The sequence below is a fragment of the Streptomyces sp. NPDC002884 genome (genome assembly GCF_040295245.1).
Classification (GTDB): Bacteria; Actinomycetota; Actinomycetes; order Streptomycetales; family Streptomycetaceae; genus Streptomyces.
In genome coordinates this window covers 42,045-63,787 of the sequence record NZ_JBEOVB010000037.1, presented here as the reverse complement: position 1 = coordinate 63,787, position 21,743 = coordinate 42,045, and the positions used below count along the sequence as shown (strand labels likewise).

Below are 21,743 nucleotides of genomic sequence, written 5' to 3'. Positions count from 1 at the left end.
GGAACCGGGCCCGCACGCGCGCGTGCGCGTGCAGGCGTCCCGTGCGGGCACAGCGAGGAGCAGAGAGGGGCGGAGAGGAGAGGAGAGGAGGGACGGAGCGGGCAGGTGACCCGCTAGTCCCGCTCGCAGACGAAGACGGCCGTCCCCGGGATCAGGTTCCCGCGCAGCGGGGACCAGCCACCCCACTCCGAGGAGTTCCAGGCCGGCCACTCCGGCTCGACCAGGTCCACCAGCCGGAAGCCGCCCGCCACGATGTCGCGGACCCGGTCGCCCAGCGTCCGGTGGTGCTCCACGTACACCGCGCGGCCCTGGTCGTCCTGTTCGACATAGGGAGTGCGGTCGAAGTAGGACGAGGACACGGTCAGGCCCTCGGGACCCGGCTCGTCCGGGAACGCCCAGCGGATCGGGTGGGTCGCCGAGAACACGAAACGGCCCCCGGGCCGCAGCACCCGCCGCACCTCCTTCAGGACCTGCACCGGGTCGGCCACGAAGGGCAGCGCCCCGTACGCCGAGCAGGCCAGGTCGAAGGAGGCGTCCGCGAAGGGCAGCGCGCCCGCGTCGGCGCACACCAGCGGGAACGACGCGCCGATGCGCAGCGCGTGCTGGAGCTGGCGGTGCGAGAGGTCCAGGGCGACCGGACGCGCGCCCTGCTCGGTCAGCCAGCGCGCGCACTGCGCCGCGCCGGCGCCGATCTCCAGGACCGACTTGCCCTTCAGGTCCTCCGGCGGGCCGAGCAGTTCCGCCTCCACCTCGTCCAGTCCCTCGGGACCCCACACGAAGCGGTCGTCGCCGAGGAAGGTGCCGTGCTCGATCTGGTATTCGTCCGCGTTGCGGTCCCACCAGCCCCGGTTGGCCCGGGAGCTCTCGGTGACGTCGGCGTCACGTCGGGTGGCTTCCGGCTCGAAGGCCGGCTCGGACGATGCGGGCTCTTGGATGATCGGCTCCCTCGTCGTACTCTTCCGTGCAACCCGCCCGTCGGTGGCACCCGAGGTGTCGCCGAAGGGGCTTCCTGTGGCCTGCGTGACCTCAGGAGAAAGGTTGTGTGCCGGGTATGCGGTGATCCGCCCCGGGTGTGCGCCTTCGCGCATTGACCCGGCCCGGCTGCCCCCGTATGCTACAAGTTGCGCTGTGGGCCTGCGCACCTCAGACGTAGCAGGCTGCGCTCGCATCTGTTGTATGTCCCCTCGGTTCTCGAGGTGCCATCACCAGTTCCCTGGTGAGGTGTCTCCTAAGCTGTCCGGCTTCTTCAGGGCGATCACGGGCTTCCGGCGTAGCAGTACCTACGACTCACTGTCCGTACCGGAGCCCTTTCCCACATGACGAGCAGCACCGAGACCACCGCCACCACCCCGCAGGTTGCGGTCAACGACATCGGTGACGAGGAAGCATTCCTCGCCGCTATCGACGAGACGATCAAGTACTTCAACGATGGTGACATCGTCGACGGCGTCATCGTCAAGGTTGACCGGGACGAGGTTCTCCTCGACATCGGTTACAAGACCGAAGGTGTCATCCCGAGCCGTGAGCTCTCGATCAAGCACGACGTCGACCCCAATGAGGTCGTCGCCGTCGGTGACGAGATCGAAGCCCTTGTTCTCCAGAAGGAGGACAAGGAAGGCCGCCTGATCCTCTCGAAGAAGCGCGCCCAGTACGAACGCGCCTGGGGCACCATCGAGAAGATCAAGGAAGAGGACGGCATCGTCACCGGTACCGTCATCGAGGTCGTCAAGGGTGGTCTCATCCTCGACATCGGCCTCCGTGGCTTCCTGCCGGCTTCCCTCGTCGAGATGCGCCGCGTCCGCGACCTTCAGCCCTACGTGGGCAAGGAGCTCGAGGCGAAGATCATCGAGCTGGACAAGAACCGCAACAACGTGGTCCTGTCCCGCCGCGCCTGGCTGGAGCAGACCCAGTCCGAGGTCCGCCAGACCTTCCTCACGACCCTCCAGAAGGGTCAGGTCCGCTCCGGCGTGGTCTCCTCGATCGTCAACTTCGGTGCCTTCGTGGACCTGGGTGGCGTCGACGGTCTGGTCCACGTCTCCGAGCTGTCCTGGAAGCACATCGACCACCCCTCCGAGGTTGTCGAGGTCGGCCAGGAAGTCACCGTCGAGGTCCTCGACGTCGACATGGACCGCGAGCGTGTCTCCCTGTCGCTGAAGGCGACCCAGGAAGACCCGTGGCAGCAGTTCGCCCGCACGCACCAGATCGGGCAGGTTGTTCCCGGTAAGGTCACGAAGCTCGTTCCGTTCGGTGCGTTCGTGCGCGTCGACGAGGGCATCGAGGGTCTGGTCCACATCTCCGAGCTGGCCGAGCGCCACGTGGAGATCCCGGAGCAGGTCGTCCAGGTCAACGACGAGATCTTCGTCAAGGTCATCGACATCGACCTCGAGCGCCGCCGCATCAGCCTCTCGCTGAAGCAGGCCAACGAGTCCTTCGGTGCCGACCCGGCCTCGGTCGAGTTCGACCCGACCCTGTACGGCATGGCCGCGTCCTACGACGACCAGGGCAACTACATCTACCCCGAGGGCTTCGACCCCGAGACCAACGACTGGCTCGAGGGCTTCGAGTCGCAGCGTGAGGTCTGGGAGAACCAGTACGCCGAGGCGCAGACGCGCTTCGAGCAGCACCAGGCTCAGGTCATCAAGTCCCGCGAGGCGGACGAGAAGGCCGCTGCCGAGGGTGGCGACGCGGCGGGTGCGGCTCCGGCCGCGTCCGGTGGCGGCGGTGGCGGTGGCGGTTCGTACTCCTCCGAGGGTGCCGACACGTCCGGCGCGCTGGCCTCGGACGAGGCGCTCGCCGCTCTGCGCGAGAAGCTGGCCGGAGGCCAGAGCTGAACCGGTAGCCGCTGAGGGTTAGCAGCTTGTCGAGGGCCCGCACCTTTCGAGGTGCGGGCCCTCGGTGCTGCCCGCAGGCACCATCGCCGCCTCCCCCTGTGACCGTCTCCCCGTGACCGTCCCCCCATGACTGCGCTCGCACGCCTCCGCCGACCCGACCGCCCCTCACCCCGTCGCCGTGAGAAGTCGGCAGGAGTCACCTGATCAAGGGACGTGGACCGGGAATGCCCACGGTCCGACGCGCGTTGGACAGAAGGAACACGAGGGGAGCGGTCCAAGTGCTTGATCCGCAGGGTTTGTACGCATGGGAGCCGAAGGGCCTGGCAGTCGTCGACATGGCGCTGGCCCAGGAGTCGGCCGGACTTGTCATGCTCTACCACTTCGACGGATACATCGACGCGGGCGAGACCGGTGACCAGATCGTCGACCGGCTCCTCGACTCGCTGCCCCACCAAGTCGTCGCCCGCTTCGACCACGACCGGCTGGTCGACTACCGCGCCCGCCGCCCGCTGCTGACCTTCAAGCGCGACAGGTGGACCGAGTACGAGGAGCCGACCATCGAGGTACGGCTCGTGCAGGACACCACCGGTGCGCCCTTCCTGCTGCTGTCCGGCCCCGAGCCGGACGTGGAATGGGAACGCTTCGCCGTCGCCGTCAAGCAGATCGTCGAGCGGCTCGGCGTCCGCCTCGCGGTGAACTTCCACGGCATCCCCATGGGCGTCCCGCACACCCGCCCCGTGGGCCTCACCCCGCACGGCAACCGTACGGACCTCATGCCGGGCCACCGCAGCCCCTTCGACGAGGCCCAGGTCCCCGGCAGCGCCGAAGCGCTCGTCGAGTACCGCCTCATGGAAGCCGGACACGACATCCTGGGCGTCGCCGCGCACGTCCCGCACTACATCGCCCGCTCGGCGTACCCGGACGCGGCCCTGACCGTGCTGGAAGCGATCACGGCGGCCACCGGCCTGGTCCTGCCGGGCATCGCGCACGCCCTGCGCACGGACGCCCACCGGACACAGACCGAGATCGACCGTCAGATCCAGGAGGGCGACGAGGAACTCACCTCCCTCGTCCAGGGACTGGAGCACCAGTACGACGCGGCGGCCGGCGCCGAGACCCGCGGCAACATGCTCGCCGAGCCCGTCGACATCCCGTCGGCCGACGAGATCGGACAGGAGTTCGAGCGGTTCCTCGCCGAGCGCGAGGGCGAAGGCTGACCAGGCCGACGAGAAGCAAAAGCCAGAGGCAGAGATAGAAGCAAAGGGTAGGGGCAGAGGTAAGGGCAGAGGTAAGGGCAGAGGCAGTACGCAGGGGCCTGTCGGGTGCATCGTCACCGGCAGGCCCTAAGCTTCCGCTCATGCTGAAAGTGGGCCTGACCGGCGGGATCGGCGCCGGCAAGAGCGAGGTGTCGCGGCTGCTCGTCGAGTGCGGGGCCGTACTCATCGACGCGGACCGCATCGCACGCGAGGTCGTCGCACCGGGCACCCCGGGACTCGCGGCCGTCGCGGAAGCGTTCGGCGAGGACGTCCTCGCCCCGGACGGCAGCCTCGACCGCCCCCGCCTGGGCTCGGTCGTCTTCGCCGACCCCGCGAAACTCGCCCTCCTCAACTCGATCGTGCACCCCTTGGTCGGCGCCCGGTCCCGCGAACTCGAGGCGGCCGCCCCGGAGGACGCCGTCGTCGTCCACGACGTCCCCCTCCTCGCCGAGAACGCCCTCGGCCCCCTGTATGACGTCGTGGTCGTCGTCGACGCGGCCCCCGAGACCCAGCTCGACCGGCTCGTCCGGCTCCGCGGCATGACGGAGGAGGACGCCCGCGCGCGGATGGCCGCCCAGGCGACCCGGGACAAGCGCCGGGAGATCGCGGACATCGTGATCGACAACGACGTACCGCTCGCGGAACTCCACCGGCGCGTGCAGGACGTATGGGCCGACCTCACGCGCAGAGCGCACGCGCCGCACGGGGCCACACCGGAATAGCGGCCCTCGCTCCGCGCGTTGAACGCATTGAGCAAGGGAAGGATTTTTCCGTGCCCGATACCAGCGGTTCGACCGGACGTACTCCGGAGACACATGTCATCGACTTCCGTGCCGCGGAGCATCTGCTCGCCGCACGGGACCCGCGGGGCGCGGTGAAGTTGCTCGACAAGGTCATCGCCGCGCACCCCGAGAACACCGCCGCCCGGCTGCTGCGCGCGCGTGCCTTCTTCGCCGCCGCCCAACTACGGCCTGCCGAGCTGGAGTTCACCATCGTCCTGGAGCGCGAACCGGACAACGCCTTCGCGCACTTCGCGCTCGGCCGCACCTATGAGCGGCAGGGCCGGGGCGACCAGGCCAAGCGCCACTTCCGGCTGGCCGCGGCACTGGACCCGAACCCGCAGTACCTCAAAGCGGCACGCTTCGAAAGCTGAGAACAGCCGGCCTCCGGGCCACTCGGCCTCCGGGCCGCCCGGCCACGGGACTGGCGCGCCACTGAGCCGGCGGGCCACTGAGCCAGCGGGCCGCCGGGCTGCCGGGCCTCAAGGGTGACGGTGCTCGGGCGGCCGGTACGGCGGGATGTCGCGGCCCGGCTGATAGTGGGGACCCTGGCGCCGATGCCTGAGGATCATCGTCAGATCGACCGTGATCACCAGCCACAGCACCCCGCACGCCGCCGCCCACCCCGGACGCCCCACGAGAGCGAACGCGGCCGTGCCGAAGATCGCCCAGACCAGGCCCCACAGGGTCAGCCACAGACGCATCCGCAGCGCACTGCGCGCTGTCACCGGCTCACTGCCCGTACGCATCCCGATCACCGCTCCTCCCTGCAACGTACTCCCTGGTCCGGAGGTTCTCCAGGGGACCCGGCGCTGTCCGGAGAGGGCCGCGCTCCGGAGGGTGTCTCCCGACGACGGGGTTCGCTTCCGTGCTGCCGAACAAAGGGGCCGTCCCTCGAACGGGTGAACTGGTGGGGATGGGGAACGGCCCTACCGCAACCGGCCGTTGAACGGGCATGAGGCTGGAAATGCGAGACGGATACAAGGGAACCGGTCCCGGTGCGATCACCCCGGACGGCTGCGCGGTCGAGCTCTACTCGCGCCTGCCGGTGGGGAACGAGCCGGAAATCATCGCCGCGGCGGTGCCAGCGGGCGCGCACATCCTCGAGCTGGGCAGCGGGGTCGGCCGAGTGACCCACGCCCTGCTGGAGCGCGGGTTCACGGTCACGGCCGTGGACGAGTCCGCCGAGATGCTGGAGCGCGTCCACGGGGCCCGCACGATATGCAGCCCCATCGAGGACCTCGACCTGGGCGAGACGTTCGACGTGGTGATGCTCGCGTCGTTCCTCGTGCACAACGGGGACGTCGGGTTACGGCGAAGGATGCTGCGGGCCTGCGCACGGCACATGGCGAAGGGCGGCTGCCTGTTGATCCAACGGGAAGGAGAGGACTACCACTCGAACGTGCCGCGCGAGCGCGTCGACCCGAGCGGTTTCACGATCCGGATCGTCTCGACCGACCCCGTCGGGGACGGCGTCCACTCCGTACGCGCGGAGTACGACTTCCCGGACGCGGCATGGACCCAGACCTTCCGGTCCCGCCCGCTGACCAAGGACCAGTTCGAGGACGCCCTGGCGGAAGCGGGCCTGAGAGCGGAGCGCTATCTGACGCAGGACCGGATGTGGGTGCGGGCGATACCGGTGACCTAGTAGCGAGGGGAGGGACGGCGGAGGGAGGGCAGGCGGGAGGACAGGAGGGACGGCAGGCCAGTCGGCCGTCCTCGCCGGCGGGGCGGCAGGGGCGGCACGGGTGGCAGGGGCGGTGGCGTGAGAAGGCCCGGCGGGTTGCGATGAGTTCGCTGACGGAGGTCGGTCTACCTCCCTGACAGCACAACGGACCGCTCACCGCAGGAGACCCTCATGTCCGAGACCACGGCTTCCCTCGCCGCCACCGCCACCGCCACCGCTGCCGCCTCCGCATCCGCGCCCGCACCCGGGTCCGCCTCCGGGGTGGCCCGCGGACGCCGTGCCCGGATCGCCCTGCGAGGGCTGCAGGTGCTCCTCGCGCTCTTCTACGGCATCGCCAGCGCGCTGCCGAAGCTGATCGCGCACCCGTCGGCGGTCGATGCCTTCGACGAGATGGGCTGGGGCAGCGCGGGCATGTACACCATCGGTGCCTTGGAACTCGCCGGTGCGGTCGCCCTGCTCATCCCGGTGCTCCAGTCCGTGGCGGCGGTGGCGCTGGGGGCGCTGATGGTGGGCGCGTTCGTCGTCCAGGTCGTCGTGTTCGACGGCCAGAACGCGGCGACGCCGCTCATCCTGCTCGTACCGCTGGCGTTCATCGCCTGGAAGCGACGGGCGTCGAACGCGGACCTGCTGCGGTTGGCGCGACGAGCGGCATGACGAGTTGCGTGAGGAGGCGGGTGGGCTGGGGGGAGGGGGGAGGGGGAGGGGGCCCACCCCTTCGGGCCCATCCCGCCTCTCATCGCTCTGATCCGTCCGGCCTGGTCTTACGGTGGGAACATGGACGCCTCCAAGGCCCCCTCCCACTCCATCGCTCCTGACTCCGCGGCCTCGCACTCCGGCTCCGCGGCCTCCCCCTCCCCTTCCTCCTCCGCTCTGGCCATGCTCGACCGGCGGGTCGGGGGTTGTCGGGCGTGTCCTCGGTTGGTGGCCTGGCGTGAGGAGGTGGCTCGTACCAAGCGGGCGGCCTTCGCGGACTGGACGTACTGGGGTCGGCCGGTACCGGGCTTCGGGCCGCCGGACGCCCGGCTGTTGATCGTCGGGCTGGCCCCGGCCGCGCACGGGGGGAACCGTACGGGGCGGATGTTCACCGGGGACCGTTCCGGCGATGTGCTGTACCAGGCGTTGTACGACGTGGGGTTGGCGTCGCAGCCCACCGCCGTGTCCGTCGACGACGGGCTGGAACTCTACGGCGTGCGGATCACGTCGCCCGTGCACTGTGCTCCGCCCGCCAACAAGCCGACCCCGGGGGAGCGGGACGCCTGTCGGCCCTGGCTCGTGGAGGAGCTGAGGTTGCTGCGGCCGACGTTGCGCGCGGTCGTCGTACTCGGCGCTTTCGGTTGGCAGGCGGCGCTGCCCGCGTTCGCCGAGGCGGGCTGGACGGTGCCCCGGCCGCGGCCCCCCTTCGGACACGGGACCCGGGTGCGGCTCGCCGGTCCGGGCGGTCCGGGCGATTCGGGTGGTCCGAGCGATTCGGGTGATTCGCGTGGTCCGAGGGGGCCGGGTGGTCCGGGAGTCGTCGGCGGTCTCGATGTCTTCGGGTGTTTCCACGTCAGTCAGCGCAACACCTTCACCGGCCGGCTCACCCCCGAGATGCTGCGCGATGTTTTGCGCACGGCTGCGGGGGCGGCGGGGCTGTCGTGAGCGCCGGTCAGACGACGCGTGCCGCGGTGACCGGCCGTGACGCGACCGGGTAGGCCTTGTCCCGGGCGGTGTTGACGCTCCAGCGGTAGCGGGAGAACTCTCCGGTGGTGTCGGAGGCGTAGAACATCATGTGGCCGATGCCGACGCCCTCGAACTGTTCCTCCGCGACGAGGCCGACCATGCGGGTGTCGGGGTACTTGGGGTAGTTGGTCAGCGCGTACACGCCGTGCGGTTCGGCCGTGCAGTCGACGACCTCGACGGCGTACTGGGTCTCGCCGGTGAAGTCGGCGACTCCGCTGAAGACGCCCTTGACCTCGCGGACCATGACGATGTGGCCGGTGTTGTCCTCGACCTGACCGTTGTAGTCCACCGCGATCAGATCGCCCGGGCGGAGGTCGGCGATCTTGCGGATCTGCTGGAAGCGCGGGCCGGCGGTGCCGGCGGTGAAGGCCTGTCGGTAGTCGGCGGCCTCGGGGACGCGGTCCTGGAAGTACTGGGTGAAGTAGGCGTCGGTGGCCCATCCGTAGGTGTGTTTCAGTGCCCAGGTGACGAAGGACGAGCAGCGGGCCCGGGCGATCCAGCTCGGCAGGTCGTCGGGTGTGCCCCAGGTGACGGTCGAGGGGGAGCCGATCAGGTAGACGTTGTTGAGGCGGGCCGTGCGGCCGCTGATCAGGGAGATCTCGTCGGCGCTCAGGGCGCGGCCGTATGCGCGCACCTCGTCGACGGAGCCCTTGAGGTGGTTCACGTAGGCGCCGTTCCAGCGGGCCCGGCCTATGTTGAAGCCCTGGGTGGCGGCCCAGGACAGGGTGGCGTCGGCGGTGCCTTCGAGTACGCCGTTCACGTACAGGTGGACTCGGGCGCCGTCCCACACTCCGCTCAGGTGGGTCCACTTGCCGGGCGTGGGGGTGGTGGTGGCGAGGGCGGAGATCTTGACGCTCTGGTCCTCGGCGCGCACCTTGAACGCCCAGGCGCCTGCGGTGTCGTCGTACTGGAGCAGGAAGCGGCTGCAGCCGGTGCCGTCCTGGCTGACCGCCGTGTACATGTTGGTCAGGGCTGCGTCGTCCGCGAGACGTACCCAGGCGGAGACCGTGAACGGGTTCGTGGTGTCCAGCACGGAGACCGTGGCGGCGTGGGCCGCGTCCAGGGTGAGTTCGCCGCCTGCCCGCAGGGTGGTCCAGCTCGCGCCGGTGCCGGGGGAGACGGGGTGGTCGTGGCCGGAGCGGTCGGCGCCGGAGCCGTCCAGGGGCCAGTGCCCGGTGAGGCCGGCGGGCAGGTAGCCGGCCGCGAGGAGGCGCTGGTACTGGACCATCTGCTCGGCCTGGGCGAGATGGGGTGCGGCGACCGGTGTGAACGGGGTGTCCAGTGGGGCGTCGGCGGCCGCGTTCCCGGCGGCGCCGAGCACGCCGGTCACCGCGCCCGCCCCCACGAGTGCGGCTCCGCTCAGCAGTCCGCGTCTGCTCACCATGGTTGTTGTCCCCGTTCCGTTCGGCGTGTGTGCGCCTTCGGACACCTGTCCGAAGGGTCAGGGGATTCTAGGCGGAGCGTGATCGGGGGAGGGTGGCGCTGCCGGGAGGTTCGCTTCGCCGAACAGGTGCCGGACCGTGGAGCGGTAGTTGGCCTGCACGTGGTTCAGGGCGTGGGCGCGGGCGCGGGCCGGGTCGCCGGAGGCGATGGCGTTGTAGAGGTCCTGGTGTTCGGTGAGGAGTTGGGGCCATTCCTCGTTGCGCCGGGTGAGCCATTGCAGGCGTCCGGCGACGGGTTCCATGACCGAGATCAGCAGGGTGTTGCCGGCCATGGCGAGGAGCCGGTCGTGGAAGCGGGTGTTGATGTCGGTGATCGCCTCGGCGTCTCCGGCGTCGGTGGCGTTCGCCGCGCTCGCGAGGAGTTCCCGTAGTTGTGCGAGGTCGTCCGGGGTGGCCCGGGCGGCGGCCAGTCCGGCCGCGTACACCTCCAACGCCTCGCGCAGTTCGAAGAGTTCCTTCACGTCGGTGGGGCTCAGCGGTCGTACGACCGTACGGCGTGGGGTCTCGAACAGGACGAAGCCCTCGGCGACGAGTGCGCGGATGGCCTCCCGGACCGGGACCCTGGAGACGCCGAACCGGTCGGCCAGCTCGCGTTCGACGAGTCGGTCTCCGGGACGCAGCCTGCCGGCGATGATCTCCTGCCGCAGGGACCCCAGGACGCGCTCGCGCACCGCTCCGAGGGGTTCGATCTTCGTCATGGGCCCATCTTCGTCGATGCGAGGGGGCTTTTACGGAGCCGTAACGGGACGGACATCGGTCGGAACGCTTGACGACGGGACCATGTCCGCAGTTTGGTATACCAAATGATCCGGCAGTAGTCCTCCTCCGTCCCCTCGCCCATGGAGGCCCCGTGTCCCTCGCCGACCGTGCCGAAGCCACCGGCGCACCAGTGTTCGTCCCCGACCCCCGGCTCACCAACGAAGACCTCGCGCCCGCGGAGAAGCGGAACTGGAAGGTCTTCGACCTCTTCGCCATGTGGATGTCGGACGTCCACAACCTCGGCAACTACACCTTCGCCGCCGGACTGCTGGTCCTCGGCATGAACGTGTGGCAGATCTTCACGTCCCTCCTCGTCGGCTTCGTGCTCATCTACGTCGGCATGAACTGGATGGGCCGGATCGGCCAGCGGCACGGTGTGCCCTTCCCGGTGGTCAGCCGCATCAGCTTCGGCGTCTGGGGCGCCAACATCCCGGCCCTCATCCGCGCCGTGATCGCCATCATGTGGTACGGCATCCAGACCTACCTCGCCTCCGTCGCCGTCAACGTGATGCTGCTGGCGGCCTGGCCGGGCCTGGAGTCCTGGACGCACAGCTCCTTCCTGGGCCTCGACGCGCTGGGCTGGCTCTCCTTCGTGTCCCTCTGGTTCGTCCAGGCGATGATCATCAGCCAGGGCATGGAGTCCGTGCGCAAGTTCCAGGACTTCTGCGGCCCCGCGATCTGGCTGGTGATGATCGCGCTGGCGGTGTGGGTGCTGTCCAAGGCGGGCTGGACCATCTCGCTCACCTCCACCCCGCACCCGGTCTCCGTTGGGGAGCAGTGGCGGCAGTGGTTCGGCGCGATCGGGCTGATCCTCGCCACGTACGGCACGCTGATGCTCAACTTCTGTGACTTCTCCCGCTTCGCGCCCGACTACAGGACGGTCCGCCGCGGCAACTTCTGGGGACTGCCCCTCAACTCGACGGCCTTCGTGGTCGTCTCCGTGATCGTCACCGCCGGCTCGCTCGAGGTGTTCGGCGAGGCCATCACCGACCCGGCGGAGCTGGTCGCGAAGGTCGGCAACACCTGGGTGCTCGTCCTGGGCGCACTGACCTTCGCCATCGCCACCATGGGCGTCAACATCGTCGCCAACTTCGTGTCGCCGGCGTACGACCTCGCCAACGTCTGGCCGCAGAAGATCACCTTCAAGGTCGGCGGCATGATCAGCACGGTCGCGGCGCTCGTGGTCACCCCGTGGAACCTGTTCTCCAACCCCACGGTCGTCAACTACTTCCTCGGCGGGCTCGGCGCCTTCCTCGGCCCGCTGTTCGGCGTGATCATGGTCGACTACTACTGGGTCAAGCGCGGCCGCGTCGACATGAACGAGCTGTTCGACGCCACCCCCGGCTCCCGCTACTACTACCGCAGGGGCGTCAACCCCAAGGCGCTGTGGGCGTTCCTCCCCTCCGCGGCGGTCGCGGCGGTGCTCGCGCTGGTGAAGACCTTCAGCGATGTGGCGCCGTACTCCTGGTTCATCGGGACGGCCCTCGGGGCCGGGCTGTACGTGCTGCTGTGCCGCGGTGAGCGGACCGCCGGGTCCGTGGCCGCCGCCGAGAAGCCCATGGAGGTCTGAGGGGCGTGCGGAACGTGCGGATCGTCGTCACCAACTGCAACACCACGCAGGAGATGACCGAGGAGATCGTGCGAGGCGCCCGGGCCGCGGCAGGCCCGGGCACCACCGTGACCGGACTGACCCCCGCCTGGGGGCCCGAGTCGGCGGAGGGCTGGCTCGACAGCTTTCTCTCCGCCGCGGCGGTCATGGACGCGCTGCGGACCTACGACGGGCCGCCCTACGACGCCGTCGTCATGGCGGGCTTCGGTGAGCACGGACGTGAGGGCGTACGGGAGCTGGTGGACGTGCCCGTCGTCGACATCACCGAGGCCGCGGCGCATCTGGCCTGTCTGCTGGGGCGCCGGTACGGGGTCGTGACCACGCTGGAGCGGTCCTGCGGCCAGATCGAGGACAGCCTGGAGCTGGCCGGGGTGGGCCGCAACTGCGCCGCCGTCGTCGGCACCGGGCTCGGCGTCCTCGACCTGGGCGACCGCGACCGTACCGGGGCGGCCTTCCTGGCGGCCGCCGAACGGGCCCGGGCGGCGGGGGCCGAGGTGCTGGTCCTCGGCTGCGCCGGGATGACGGGACTGCAGCGGATGGTGGGCGACAAGCTGGGCCTGCCGGTCGTCGATGGCGTGGGCGCCGCGGTGAAGCTGGCCGAGGGACTCGTCGGACTGGGGCTGACGACCAGCCGGACGGGCAGCTTCGCGAAGCCGGTGCCGAAGCGGAGGGTGTGGCGGGCCGAGCCGCAAGGACACGCCCTGCGGATCGGCGAGGCGCCGGACCGGGGGGACCCTTCCTGTCCGGGTGAATAACCGTTGGACAACCCCGGGCCGCGCTCGCCAGGCTCCCTCCCATGCGCAGCACCTGCCTCGGCCGGTTCACGGGGGCGGACTTCCAGCGGCCTCGCCGGAAGTTCCGGCGGGCCCTCGGAGGTCCGTCATGTCCCGTACCGTCCACCACGTCCGTCTCCGGCACCGCGTCCACCCCGACCGACGGCCGTCCCGGTGTCCGGGCCTCGGCCTCGACACCGGTCACCGTCTCACCGAACTCCGTTATAGCGTCCAGGAGTTGGCCCGCGCGCGACACGAGCGGCGGCGACCCTTGCCCGACCCGCTGGTGCGCGCGTTCCGCGCCTACACATTCCCCCGGTCCCTGAACCAGCGGATCGCCGGCCCGTACGAGTCCCGTGCGCGGGCCGCGCTGTCCGTGTTCCGCTCGACCGCGCGCAACCACCTCCGCGCCGCCCCGCCGGGCGCGCTCCTCGCCGTGGCCGAGGACCTGGATCACCCGCCGACCCGCCACCGTCACCAGGACGTGTGGGACGGCTGAACAGGGAAGGGCCGGCCGTCTCTTCGGTCGATAACCCTTTGGGGTGATGGTGCTGGAGCCGCTACCGTGCTCGGCGTGGCGAAACTCAATCAGATCATCGCAGTCGAGAAGGGCATCAAGTCCAAGGCCCACCAGGACTTGAGCACGGCTCAGCACGGACTCCAGAAGCCCGCGCTGCTGGCCGGTATCTCGCGCACCTACCAGCCCAAGGACGAGGAGGGCGAGCAGCTGCCGCCCGAGTCGACGCGGGTGCAGGTGAAGGCCGAGGACGTGCTGCGGGAGACCGCGGCCACGCTGACCCGGCTGTTCGACGTGACCGCCACGAAGGACTGGGCCAACTGCACCGCCCGCGCCGACGTGACGGTCGACGGCCGTGTTCTCGTCGCCGAAGTGCCGGTGTCCTACCTGCTCTTCCTCGAGAAGCAGCTCGTCGACCTGACCGCCTTCGTGCGCAGGCTGCCCGTGCTCGACGCCTCCGAGTCCTGGGCGCAGGACCCGTCCACCGACGCGTGGAAGACCGAGCCGGTACGGACGCTGCGCACCAAGAAGGTGCCGCGTAACCATGTGAAGGCGGAGGCGACCGACAAGCACCCGGCACAGGTCGAGGTGTACTACGAGGACATACCGGTCGGTTACTGGACGACCGTGAAGTTCTCGGGAGCCCTTCCCGCCCGCCGGGTCAACGAACTCCTGGCGCGCCTGGAGAAGGTGCAGCAGGCGGTGAAGTTCGCCCGGGAGGAGGCGAACGGCACCGACGTCGTCGACCAGCGGGTCGGTGACGCCGTGTTCGGCTATCTGTTCGGGTAGCCTTCGAGACTCCCCGGTCCTTCGTGACCGGGGTGCGCGAGGAGCGCAAGCTGAACCTGAAGCTTGTCGTGACGAGCGAACCGTACCCGCCGAGAAATTCAGGGACGGATCGCGATGAATCTCAGACTCTTGCTCCAGACTCAGCATTCGCCGCCGATCGCCGGAGCGACCGGGCCCAGGCCCCCGGACGTCGAATTGCCGGTTCAAGTCCGGCCCGCGCAGCTCGATGCGCGGTGGTCCAAAGGCAGGACGCGACGACATCACGACTGACCTGGGTCCTCAAGTGCGCCGGTGTGCGACATGGGCGGCTCCACAGGGGCCGGGGGCAGGCTACGCCCCCGGCCCCGCTCCCGTTTCCGGCCTTGCGTTCATAAAGAACGCGGAATCCGGGCCAGGCGTCACCTCGTCGAAACACAACCGCCCCCACCTCTCCAGGACCGCCCCGTACCGTGGACACCACAGCTCACAGCTGACAAGCCCCGGCCACCGTCGCCCGAAGGCACACCCCCGCCCTCGCCCCGACAGGAGCTCCGTGTCCCCGCGCCCGCACCTTCCCGCTCGCGCACTCCGTCCGCTCGCCGCCCTGCCGCCCTGGCTCGCCCACGCCCTGCGCGCCCAGCGCGGGCCCGTTCCCTGGAGCGCGGTCACGCGTGGGGCGCTGGCCGCCGGGCCGCTGCTCCTCGTGTCCGTCCTCGTCGGCCGGATCTCACTCGGGGTGGTCGCCGCGATCGCCGCGATGCTCGCCGGGATCAACGACCGGCCCGGCAGCAGGCGGACCGCCGTGAAGCGGCTCGGAGCGCCCGCGCTCGTGGGTGCGGGAGGACTGCTCGTCGGGACCTACGTCGGGGATCACGTCGGCGCCGTCGCGCTGACGGCCGTCCTCACCGGGCTCGGGCTCCTCGCCGGAGGGATGAGCGCCATCGGGCCCGTCGCGTCCGGCGCCGGGACGCAGCTGCTGGTCGCCTCGGCGATCGGCGCCGGGATGCCGGTCGCGGACGCCGGGTGGACGCGCGCCCTCGCCTTCCTCGCCGGCGCGGGCTGGCTGCTCGCGCTGCGGCTCGTGCTGCCCACGCCCGGCTCGATGACCGGCGACTTCCGGTTCGACGGTGAACGGGACGCGGTGGCCCGGGTGTACGACGCCGTCGCGGAGCTGCTCGACGCCACCGGGACCGAGCACGCCACCGCCCGCCGCGCCGCGCTCACCGCGGCCCTCGACCAGGCCCAGGACGCCCTCGCCGGACCCCGGCTCCGGCGCGGTGCGAGCTCCGCCTCCGAACGGCGGCTGCGCGCCCAGTACGCCGCCGCACTGCCGCTCGCCGAGGCCGCGACCGCCCTCGCCTGGGCCGCGGAGCGCCTCTCCGAACGGGCCTCGGCCGGGCCCCGGCGGCTCGCCGCCGCCGTCCGCGAGAACACCCACACCGGGCCGCTGCCCGCACCCTCCCGGTCCGCCCCCGCGCTGCGCGCCCTCGACGACGCCCTGCTGCACGCCGCCGACGCCTTCGACCAGGGCGGCGGCGGCAACCTGCACGCCCGCCGGCGCGGCGTCCGCGACCTGCTGCGCACCGGGTTCGGCGCGGGCGGCCGCGAGTACGGGCTGCGGGTCGCCCTCTCCTTCGGGGCCAGTGCCGCCGTCGCGCAGGCCCTGTACCACTCCCAGTGGTACGGCCGGCACACGCACTGGTACTGGCTGCCCGCCACGGCCGTCTTCCTGGTCAAGCCCGATCTCGGGCCCCTGGTGTCCCGGGTGCTGTGCCGGGCCGCGGGGACCGTGCTCGGGGCGCTGCTCTTCGCCGGCTTCGCCGCCGTGCTGCCCCGGCCGGAGGGGCTCGTGGCGCTGGTCGCCCTGTGCGGCGCGCTCATCCCCGTGTCCACCCGGCACTTCGCCGCCCAGACGGCCGTCGTCACCGTCCTGGTGCTGTCCCTGGTGATGGTCGGCGGAGAGCCCCAGGCCTCCGCCGGCCGGATCGTGGAAACCCTGCTGGCCTGCGCGATCGTGCTGATCGTCGGGCATCTGCCGATGCCGGGGGAGCGCGGCGGCCAGGTACGTGCCCGGCTCGGCGCCGCCGCGGGCGCCGCGCACGCCTACCTCGCCCATGTGCTCGACGGCTCCGACGACCGCGCCGCCCGCTGGACCCTGCGCCGCGAGGCCTACCGGGCCCTCGCCGAGGCCCGCACCGCCATCGCCCTCGCCGCTCACGAGCTGCCCGCCCTCGCCCGGCACACGGAGGGCACGGACGAGGTCGCGGCCGTCCTCGAACGGCTCGTCGACACGACCACAGCCTGCGCCGTCCACCTCGACGACAGCGGACGGCTCACCGCACGGCACCGGGAGCGGCTCGCCGAACTCCTCGACGAACTCGCGGCGGGGCGGGAACGGGTGGGGCTGCGGGCGCCCGTGCCGGACCTGCCGGTGGCCGGGTAGCCCTGCGCTGCGCTTCCCTGTGCTGCGATTCCCTGCCCTTCCCCGCGCTGCCCTTCGCTGCTATCTCCTGCGCTGCCCTTTCCCGCGTTTCCCTGTTCCGTCAGTCGATCCGCACCCATACCGGCGCGTGGTCCGACCCCGGTTCGTTCCTGCGCGCCGCCGGATCGAGCCCCACCGAGGGGAGCCGCAACGCCTCCTGCGACCCCGGATCCGTATCCGTGCCCGTATCCGTGCCCGTGCCCGCCGACGTCAGCCGGTGGACCAGGCGGTGGCTCGTCAGTACGTGGTCGATCAGCTCGCGGCGACCGGAGTTGATCCGCGAGTAGCGGCGGTCGGCGGGGATCAGCGGGGCCACGTCCCACAGGCGGGCCGCGTCGCCCCGGTCGGGCGTCTCGAACCCGCGGGTGCCGATCTCCGAGCCGGGCGGGCCGAGCAGGATCTGCGTGGTCGCCGCCTGCACCTCGTCGTTCAGGTCGCCCAGCACCGCCACGTCCCGCTCGCGGCCGTCACCGGCCAGCAGGTCGTCGGCGAGCGCGCGCAGCGCCGTCGCCTCGGCGGCCCGACGGTAGAGGGCGTAGGCGCCGTAGCGGGCCCGTTCGCCCTCGTCGCGCGGGAAGAAACGATCACCCGGGTAGGACAGCAGCTTCGACTTCAGATGGGCCACCGCCACCCGCAGCGGCCCGGCCGACGTGACCGTCTCCACCGCGAGGAAGCCGCGCCCCGCTCCGTCCGAGACGGCCCCCGAGTCGTCCGCCTGCACGGGGCGCAGTCCCGCCGGGTACGCGCGCGTGTCGGCCAGTACCTCCAGGGGCGTACGGCTGATCACACCGACCCGGATGCCCCGGCCGTCGGGGTGCGCGGACAGTGCCGCGTGCCAGGTGCCGCCCACCGTCTCCAGCAGGTCCGCCAGCGCCTCGGGCTCCCCGACCTCCTGCACGCCGAGCACGCCCGGGTCCAGCGCGGTGACGACGGCGGCGAGCGCGGCGAGTTTCGTCTCGTAGGCGGCCTTGTCCTTCGGACCGAACGGTCCGCCGGGCCGGTACAGGTTCTCGAGGTTCCAGGTGCCGAGGAGCATGCCGGGCTCCTTCCAGGAGGTGTCCTGGGGCCAGAGTGCCCGTCCCGTCGGGCCCGGCGACAGGCTCGGGACAAGATGCGCGCCATGGCTCACTCGCGGGCACGACACCGTCGTACGTCGACGCGACGACGTCTTCTCCGCCGCTCTCCCGGACGCCGGTGTGCGTTCCCGCGCCGCGGCCGGGGGGACGCCGTGTCCCGCTCGGTGAGGTACGTTCCGCGCCGGCGATGAGTTCCGCGCCGCACGCGAGTCACCCCTTCGACGGACCGTCACACAGGAGGGGCAGCCATGGTGCATCCGGAGCTTCCGGAGATCGTCTCGCGCGAGGAGTGGCGCGCCGCGCGCGAAGAACTGCGGGTCAAGGAGGAGGCGGTGGCACGCGCGCGTGACGCGCTCGCCGCCGAGCGGCGCGGGCTGCCCGTGTCCGAGGTCGCCAAGGAGTACGTCCTCGAGGGCGGCGACGGCAAGGCCGGGCTCCTCGACCTCTTCGACGGCCGCCGGCAACTCGTCGTCCACCACTTCATGTTCGCCCCCGAGTGGCGGACCGGCTGCCGCTGCTGCGCGGCCTTCCTCGACCAGGTCGGTCACCTGGCGCACCTGAACGCGTACGGCACCTCGTTCGCCGTGGTGTCCAGGGCGCCGTTCCCGAGGATCCTGCCGTTCAAGGCGCGTATGGGCTGGGCGGTGCCCTGGTACTCCTCGTACGACGACGACTTCAACGGTGACTTCGAAGCGACGGTGGGACGGGACGGCGGCCTCGCCGAGCGGCCCGGAGTCAGCTGCTTCCTCCGGGAGGGCGACCGGGTCTTCCACACGTACTCGGTGTTCGAGCGCGAGCTCGACCGGCTCGGCCCGGCCATGAGCTTCCTGGACCTGACGGCGCTGGGGCCGCCGAGCGGCGCGCGGGTCCGCTACCACGACGAGTACGAGTGCTGACACGGAGCGTGCCCGAGATGTTCGTAAGGTGACCGGATTCTCACACTCTGCGTTGAACGGGTGTCAACTACGTCTCAGTCCCGCAACCGGCCGAGGCCTTCGACCTCCCCAGAGCGTTAACTCCTACAAGTACGACGCTGATCGGAGGTGCGAGATGGTGAACGGGCGGACCGTGCTCGAACGCTTTCCCGCGGGTGGGCCGCGGGGCTCGTGGCCGGCGGAGGAGTTCGCGCACGCGCGACGTATGGAGGGTCTGGCCGCCGAGGTCGTCATGGACCTCGCCACGGACACGTTCCTGGTGGTCGTCCGGGGCGGCGACACCGCGCGGTGAGCCGTCAGCCCGCCTGTGACGGGGCGGGCACGTGCGCCGTGAACTGCTCGGCCTGAAGCGTGTACAGCTCGGCGTAGACGCCGCCGCCCGCCAGCAGCTCGTCCGGGGTCCCGGACTCCACCAGCCGGCCCTGGTCCAGGACGTGCACCAGGTCCGCGTGCCGGACCGACGCCAGCCGGTGGGTGATCAGCACGACCGTCTGGCCGCTGTCGGCCAGCGCGCGGATCTTCTCGAACACCTCCAGCTCGGCCCGGGCGTCCAGGGCCGCCGTCGGCTCGTCCACGATCAGGATGCGCCCGCGCCGGTACGCCGCCCGGGCGATGCCGAGGCGCTGCCACTGACCTCCGGACATCTCGTGACCGCCGCTGAAGTGGCGGGCCAGCAGGGTGTCCAGCCCGCGCGGCAGGTCGTCGACCACCTCCTGGGCGCCCGCCTCCGCGATCGACGCGGCCAGCCGTTCCTCGGTGAGCGGCGCGGCGGAACGGCCGATCGAGACGTTGACCCGGGCCGTGAACGGCCACCGCTTGAAGTCCTGCGCCACCATCGCGATGCGCTCGGCCAGCTGGTGCCGGTCCGCGTCCGCCGCGTCCACGTCGTCCCACAGGATCCGGCCCCGGTCCGGCTTGTAGAGCCCCGCCAGCAGCTTCACCAGGGTCGTCTTGCCGGAGCCGTTCTCGCCGACGAGCGCGATGATCCGGCCGAGGGGGAGCGAGAGGCTGACGTCGTCGAGGGCGGGACGCGCCGACTCGCCCGGATAGCCGAACGTGACGTTCTCGAAGCGGATCTCGCGTGGCTCCTCCGGCAGGGCCGCGCCGCCCACCGGGATCGCCCGTTCGGCCGCCTCCACGTAGAGGCGTTGGAGGTCGCCCACGAACAGGGCCTCCTCGTGCAGCTGGTTGACCTCCAGGACGAGGGTGTTCAGGCTCGCGGAGCCGCCGCGGATCGCGATCACGGCCGTGCCCGCCACCGCCAGCGCCATCGTCCCGGTGAGCAGCAGCCCGCCCAGCGTGGCGTACGTGGCCAGCGTCGCCAGGCCCGTCCAGGTCGCCGCGAACAGTCCGGTGCGGGCCGCGAGCCGGGCCAGCCGGGCCTGCTCCGCCTCCGCCGTCTCCGACATCGCGCGGAAGTGCCGCAGCAGGAACGGGCCGACGCCGTGGACGCGGATCTCCGGCGCGGCCGCCGGTTCGGTGAGGAGCTCGGCTATCAGGTGGCCCGCGCGCGCGTGCTGCACCCAGGTGTGGAAGGACTCGTAGCGGCGCCGGGCGTTGGTCAGGGCGCTCCAGGCGCTCGGCAGCGTCATCGTCACCAGCAGCGGCAGCAGAAGCGGGTGCAGGACCGTGAGGACGCCCGCCGACGCGGCCAGCGAGATCATCGCGTTCACCACGCGCGTGCCGTGACTGATCATGTAGCGGCTGGACCGGGCTCCGTACTGCGCGGTGTCCAGCAGCTTGTGGAAGGCGTGGTCCTCGATCGCGGCGAGCTCGACGGCGGCGGCCCGTTCCAGGTACAGCTCGGTCGCCACCCGCTCCACCTTGGGCTCGAGCCGCCCGGTGGCATACGTCGACGCGGCCCGCAGCAGCGCCCCGATCAGGAGGACGACGGCCATGGCGGCCAGCGCGGGGGCGGCGCCGCGCAGGCGGTCCTCGATGGGGCCGCCGGTGAGGAGCCGGCCCAGCACGGCGTTCATCGCGAGCAGACCGATGGCCTGCGCCACGCCCCGGGCGATCTCGGCGGACAGTACGATCCGGGCGGCTTTCGGGTCGGCCCGCCGGGCCAGAAGGAGGCTGGTGCGCAGGAGGGACGGCAGCCGGGTGACCATGGCGCGGAAGTTCAGCTCCAGGAAGGCGTCTTGGTGCTGGTTCCAGCCCGTGTCGTAGCGCAGCGGGCCGCCGAAGAGCAGCCGCTCCGACTCGGACACGTCACGCTCGTCGGAACTCTGGGGTTTCCGTGCCCTGTCCGTCTTCCGTGCCGTGTCCGTCTGCGGCGCCTTGTCCGTCTCCGGTGCCGTGTCGGCCTCTCGTGCCTGGTCCGCCCCCCGTGCCGTGCCGGCCTCTCGTGCCTCTCCCACCGTCGGCGTCCCCCGATCGCGATAGTCGACGAACGGCCACTATCGCGGGACGAGACGGGTGAGGGGCAGGGCGTGGGGCGGGAGAGCCGGGACGCGCGGGCGTGCGCCGGACGGCCCTGGGATCGGCTTCGGCTCGGGGAGGGCGGCGGGCTAGGCGCTGATCGCCCGTGACCAGGTGGGCGTCGTGCCCGTGAGGCGGCACAGGGCCAGGTAGAGGGGGATCGGCGGGGTGTACGGAAGCGTGCCGTCCGGCCGGTGGATGAGGCCGGGGATGTGCGGGGAGTCCGGCAGGAGCGCACCCGTGGCGTAGTGCGCGGGGGCGGGCCACTCCAGGGCGTAGTCGGAGTCGGAGGGCACCAGCCACCACCAGCGCGCCTCGTCGGCGTAGACGCAGCCCACGCGCGGCAGGCGCGGCATGAGCAGCGGGCCGAGGCGGGCGGGGACGGAGACGGCGTCGCAGCCCAGCGGGGCCGTCATGCCGTCGGGCACGGCCAGTCGGCGCGGGGGCTCGGGGGCGTGCGTGCCGACCGGCCCGCGCCGGAGGCGGACGAGTGTGTCGAGGGTCAGCAGCGGAGTCCTGCCGGGGACCGCGCTCATGCCCTTCCCCGCTCGCGGCCGTGCTCGAGCGGGAGGGGGCCGGCGGAGTGCCCGGCCGGCCGTGCGTCGCGGCCGGCCTCGTACCCGGCGTGGCCGCCGGCGGCGCGGTGCCACTGCGGCCCGACGCGCGGGGCCGGACCGTCGGGTGCGGGT

General features: G+C 71.4%; 21 protein-coding genes. 14 read left to right on the top strand and 7 right to left on the bottom strand.

Going from position 1 to position 21,743, the window contains the following annotated elements; genetic code table 11:
- Positions 1 to 113: 113 nt before the first annotated feature.
- The gene (locus ABT070_RS39630; protein WP_351767786.1) at positions 114 to 1,088 is read right to left on the bottom strand and encodes a class I SAM-dependent methyltransferase; all 975 of its coding nucleotides are present in this window, start codon (positions 1,086 to 1,088) and stop codon (positions 114 to 116) included.
- Positions 1,089 to 1,316: 228 nt separating this feature from the next.
- On the opposite strand from ABT070_RS39630, the gene rpsA reads away from it, so the two are divergent.
- The 4 genes from rpsA to ABT070_RS39610 all read left to right on the top strand — a co-directional run bounded on the left by rpsA (position 1,317) and on the right by ABT070_RS39610 (position 5,240).
- On the top strand, positions 1,317 to 2,831 hold the full coding sequence (gene rpsA, locus ABT070_RS39625) for a 30S ribosomal protein S1 (RefSeq protein ID WP_351767785.1): 1,515 nt from the start codon (positions 1,317 to 1,319) through the stop codon (positions 2,829 to 2,831).
- A gap of 278 nt (positions 2,832 to 3,109) precedes the next feature.
- Positions 3,110 to 4,048, top strand: a complete 939-nt coding sequence (locus ABT070_RS39620; RefSeq protein WP_351767784.1) for a PAC2 family protein — start codon at positions 3,110 to 3,112, stop codon at positions 4,046 to 4,048.
- Positions 4,049 to 4,188: 140 nt separating this feature from the next.
- Positions 4,189 to 4,809 carry a dephospho-CoA kinase gene (coaE, locus tag ABT070_RS39615; protein ID WP_351767783.1) on the top strand — a complete coding sequence of 207 codons (621 nt, stop codon included), beginning with the start codon at positions 4,189 to 4,191 and terminating at the stop codon, positions 4,807 to 4,809.
- A 50-nt stretch (positions 4,810 to 4,859) separates the two neighbouring features.
- Positions 4,860 to 5,240, top strand: coding sequence for a tetratricopeptide repeat protein (locus ABT070_RS39610; RefSeq protein WP_351767782.1), 381 nt, complete (start codon positions 4,860 to 4,862; stop codon positions 5,238 to 5,240).
- Between the two features lie 108 nt (positions 5,241 to 5,348).
- Here the strand turns inward: ABT070_RS39610 and ABT070_RS39605 are convergent, their stop codons facing one another.
- Positions 5,349 to 5,615 carry a DUF6343 family protein gene (locus ABT070_RS39605; protein WP_351767781.1) on the bottom strand — a complete coding sequence of 89 codons (267 nt, stop codon included), beginning with the start codon at positions 5,613 to 5,615 and terminating at the stop codon, positions 5,349 to 5,351.
- A gap of 218 nt (positions 5,616 to 5,833) precedes the next feature.
- Here ABT070_RS39605 and ABT070_RS39600 point away from each other — a divergent pair, with 218 nt between their 5' ends.
- The 3 genes from ABT070_RS39600 to ABT070_RS39590 all read left to right on the top strand — a co-directional run bounded on the left by ABT070_RS39600 (position 5,834) and on the right by ABT070_RS39590 (position 8,191).
- Entirely contained in the window at positions 5,834 to 6,514 is a 681-nt protein-coding gene (locus ABT070_RS39600) for a class I SAM-dependent methyltransferase (RefSeq protein WP_351767780.1), read from the top strand.
- Between the two features lie 210 nt (positions 6,515 to 6,724).
- Positions 6,725 to 7,207: a DoxX family protein gene (locus ABT070_RS39595; protein ID WP_351767779.1), complete on the top strand. Its 483-nt coding sequence runs from the start codon at positions 6,725 to 6,727 to the stop codon at positions 7,205 to 7,207.
- 222 nt (positions 7,208 to 7,429) lie between these two features.
- Positions 7,430 to 8,191: a uracil-DNA glycosylase gene (locus ABT070_RS39590; protein ID WP_351767794.1), complete on the top strand. Its 762-nt coding sequence runs from the start codon at positions 7,430 to 7,432 to the stop codon at positions 8,189 to 8,191.
- Positions 8,192 to 8,198: 7 nt separating this feature from the next.
- Here ABT070_RS39590 and ABT070_RS39585 read toward each other — a convergent pair whose 3' ends face one another.
- On the bottom strand, positions 8,199 to 9,656 hold the full coding sequence (locus ABT070_RS39585; RefSeq protein WP_351767778.1) for a LamG domain-containing protein: 1,458 nt from the start codon (positions 9,654 to 9,656) through the stop codon (positions 8,199 to 8,201).
- 57 nt (positions 9,657 to 9,713) lie between these two features.
- On the bottom strand, positions 9,714 to 10,412 hold the full coding sequence (locus tag ABT070_RS39580) for a GntR family transcriptional regulator (RefSeq protein WP_351767777.1): 699 nt from the start codon (positions 10,410 to 10,412) through the stop codon (positions 9,714 to 9,716).
- A 152-nt stretch (positions 10,413 to 10,564) separates the two neighbouring features.
- Here ABT070_RS39580 and ABT070_RS39575 point away from each other — a divergent pair, with 152 nt between their 5' ends.
- From ABT070_RS39575 to ABT070_RS39555, 5 genes are all read left to right on the top strand, one after another.
- Complete coding sequence (locus ABT070_RS39575; RefSeq protein WP_351767776.1) at positions 10,565 to 12,043, top strand: NCS1 family nucleobase:cation symporter-1; 1,479 nt, start codon at positions 10,565 to 10,567, stop codon at positions 12,041 to 12,043.
- Between the two features lie 14 nt (positions 12,044 to 12,057).
- A complete protein-coding gene (locus ABT070_RS39570) occupies positions 12,058 to 12,837 on the top strand; it encodes an aspartate/glutamate racemase family protein (RefSeq protein ID WP_351767793.1) in 780 nt (259 codons plus the stop codon).
- A gap of 256 nt (positions 12,838 to 13,093) precedes the next feature.
- On the top strand, positions 13,094 to 13,354 hold the full coding sequence (locus ABT070_RS39565; protein WP_351767775.1) for a hypothetical protein: 261 nt from the start codon (positions 13,094 to 13,096) through the stop codon (positions 13,352 to 13,354).
- A 75-nt stretch (positions 13,355 to 13,429) separates the two neighbouring features.
- Positions 13,430 to 14,161, top strand: a complete 732-nt coding sequence (locus tag ABT070_RS39560) for a DUF7873 family protein (RefSeq protein WP_351767773.1) — start codon at positions 13,430 to 13,432, stop codon at positions 14,159 to 14,161.
- Between the two features lie 532 nt (positions 14,162 to 14,693).
- Positions 14,694 to 16,583, top strand: coding sequence for an FUSC family protein (locus ABT070_RS39555; protein WP_351767771.1), 1,890 nt, complete (start codon positions 14,694 to 14,696; stop codon positions 16,581 to 16,583).
- Between the two features lie 100 nt (positions 16,584 to 16,683).
- Here the strand turns inward: ABT070_RS39555 and ABT070_RS39550 are convergent, their stop codons facing one another.
- Positions 16,684 to 17,658, bottom strand: coding sequence for an endonuclease/exonuclease/phosphatase family protein (locus ABT070_RS39550; protein ID WP_351767770.1), 975 nt, complete (start codon positions 17,656 to 17,658; stop codon positions 16,684 to 16,686).
- Positions 17,659 to 17,946: 288 nt separating this feature from the next.
- On the opposite strand from ABT070_RS39550, the gene ABT070_RS39545 reads away from it, so the two are divergent.
- Positions 17,947 to 18,594, top strand: coding sequence for a DUF899 domain-containing protein (locus ABT070_RS39545; protein ID WP_351767769.1), 648 nt, complete (start codon positions 17,947 to 17,949; stop codon positions 18,592 to 18,594).
- A gap of 154 nt (positions 18,595 to 18,748) precedes the next feature.
- Positions 18,749 to 18,925 carry a DUF8839 family protein gene (locus ABT070_RS39540; RefSeq protein ID WP_351767768.1) on the top strand — a complete coding sequence of 59 codons (177 nt, stop codon included), beginning with the start codon at positions 18,749 to 18,751 and terminating at the stop codon, positions 18,923 to 18,925.
- 4 nt (positions 18,926 to 18,929) lie between these two features.
- Here ABT070_RS39540 and ABT070_RS39535 read toward each other — a convergent pair whose 3' ends face one another.
- Together ABT070_RS39535 and ABT070_RS39530 are read right to left on the bottom strand one after the other, a co-directional pair.
- Positions 18,930 to 20,843 (bottom strand): ABC transporter ATP-binding protein, encoded by a 1,914-nt coding sequence (locus ABT070_RS39535; protein ID WP_351767767.1) that lies wholly within the window; start codon positions 20,841 to 20,843, stop codon positions 18,930 to 18,932.
- Between the two features lie 300 nt (positions 20,844 to 21,143).
- The gene (locus ABT070_RS39530) at positions 21,144 to 21,590 is read right to left on the bottom strand and encodes a hypothetical protein (protein WP_351767766.1); all 447 of its coding nucleotides are present in this window, start codon (positions 21,588 to 21,590) and stop codon (positions 21,144 to 21,146) included.
- Between the last annotated feature and the right edge of the window lie 153 nt (positions 21,591 to 21,743).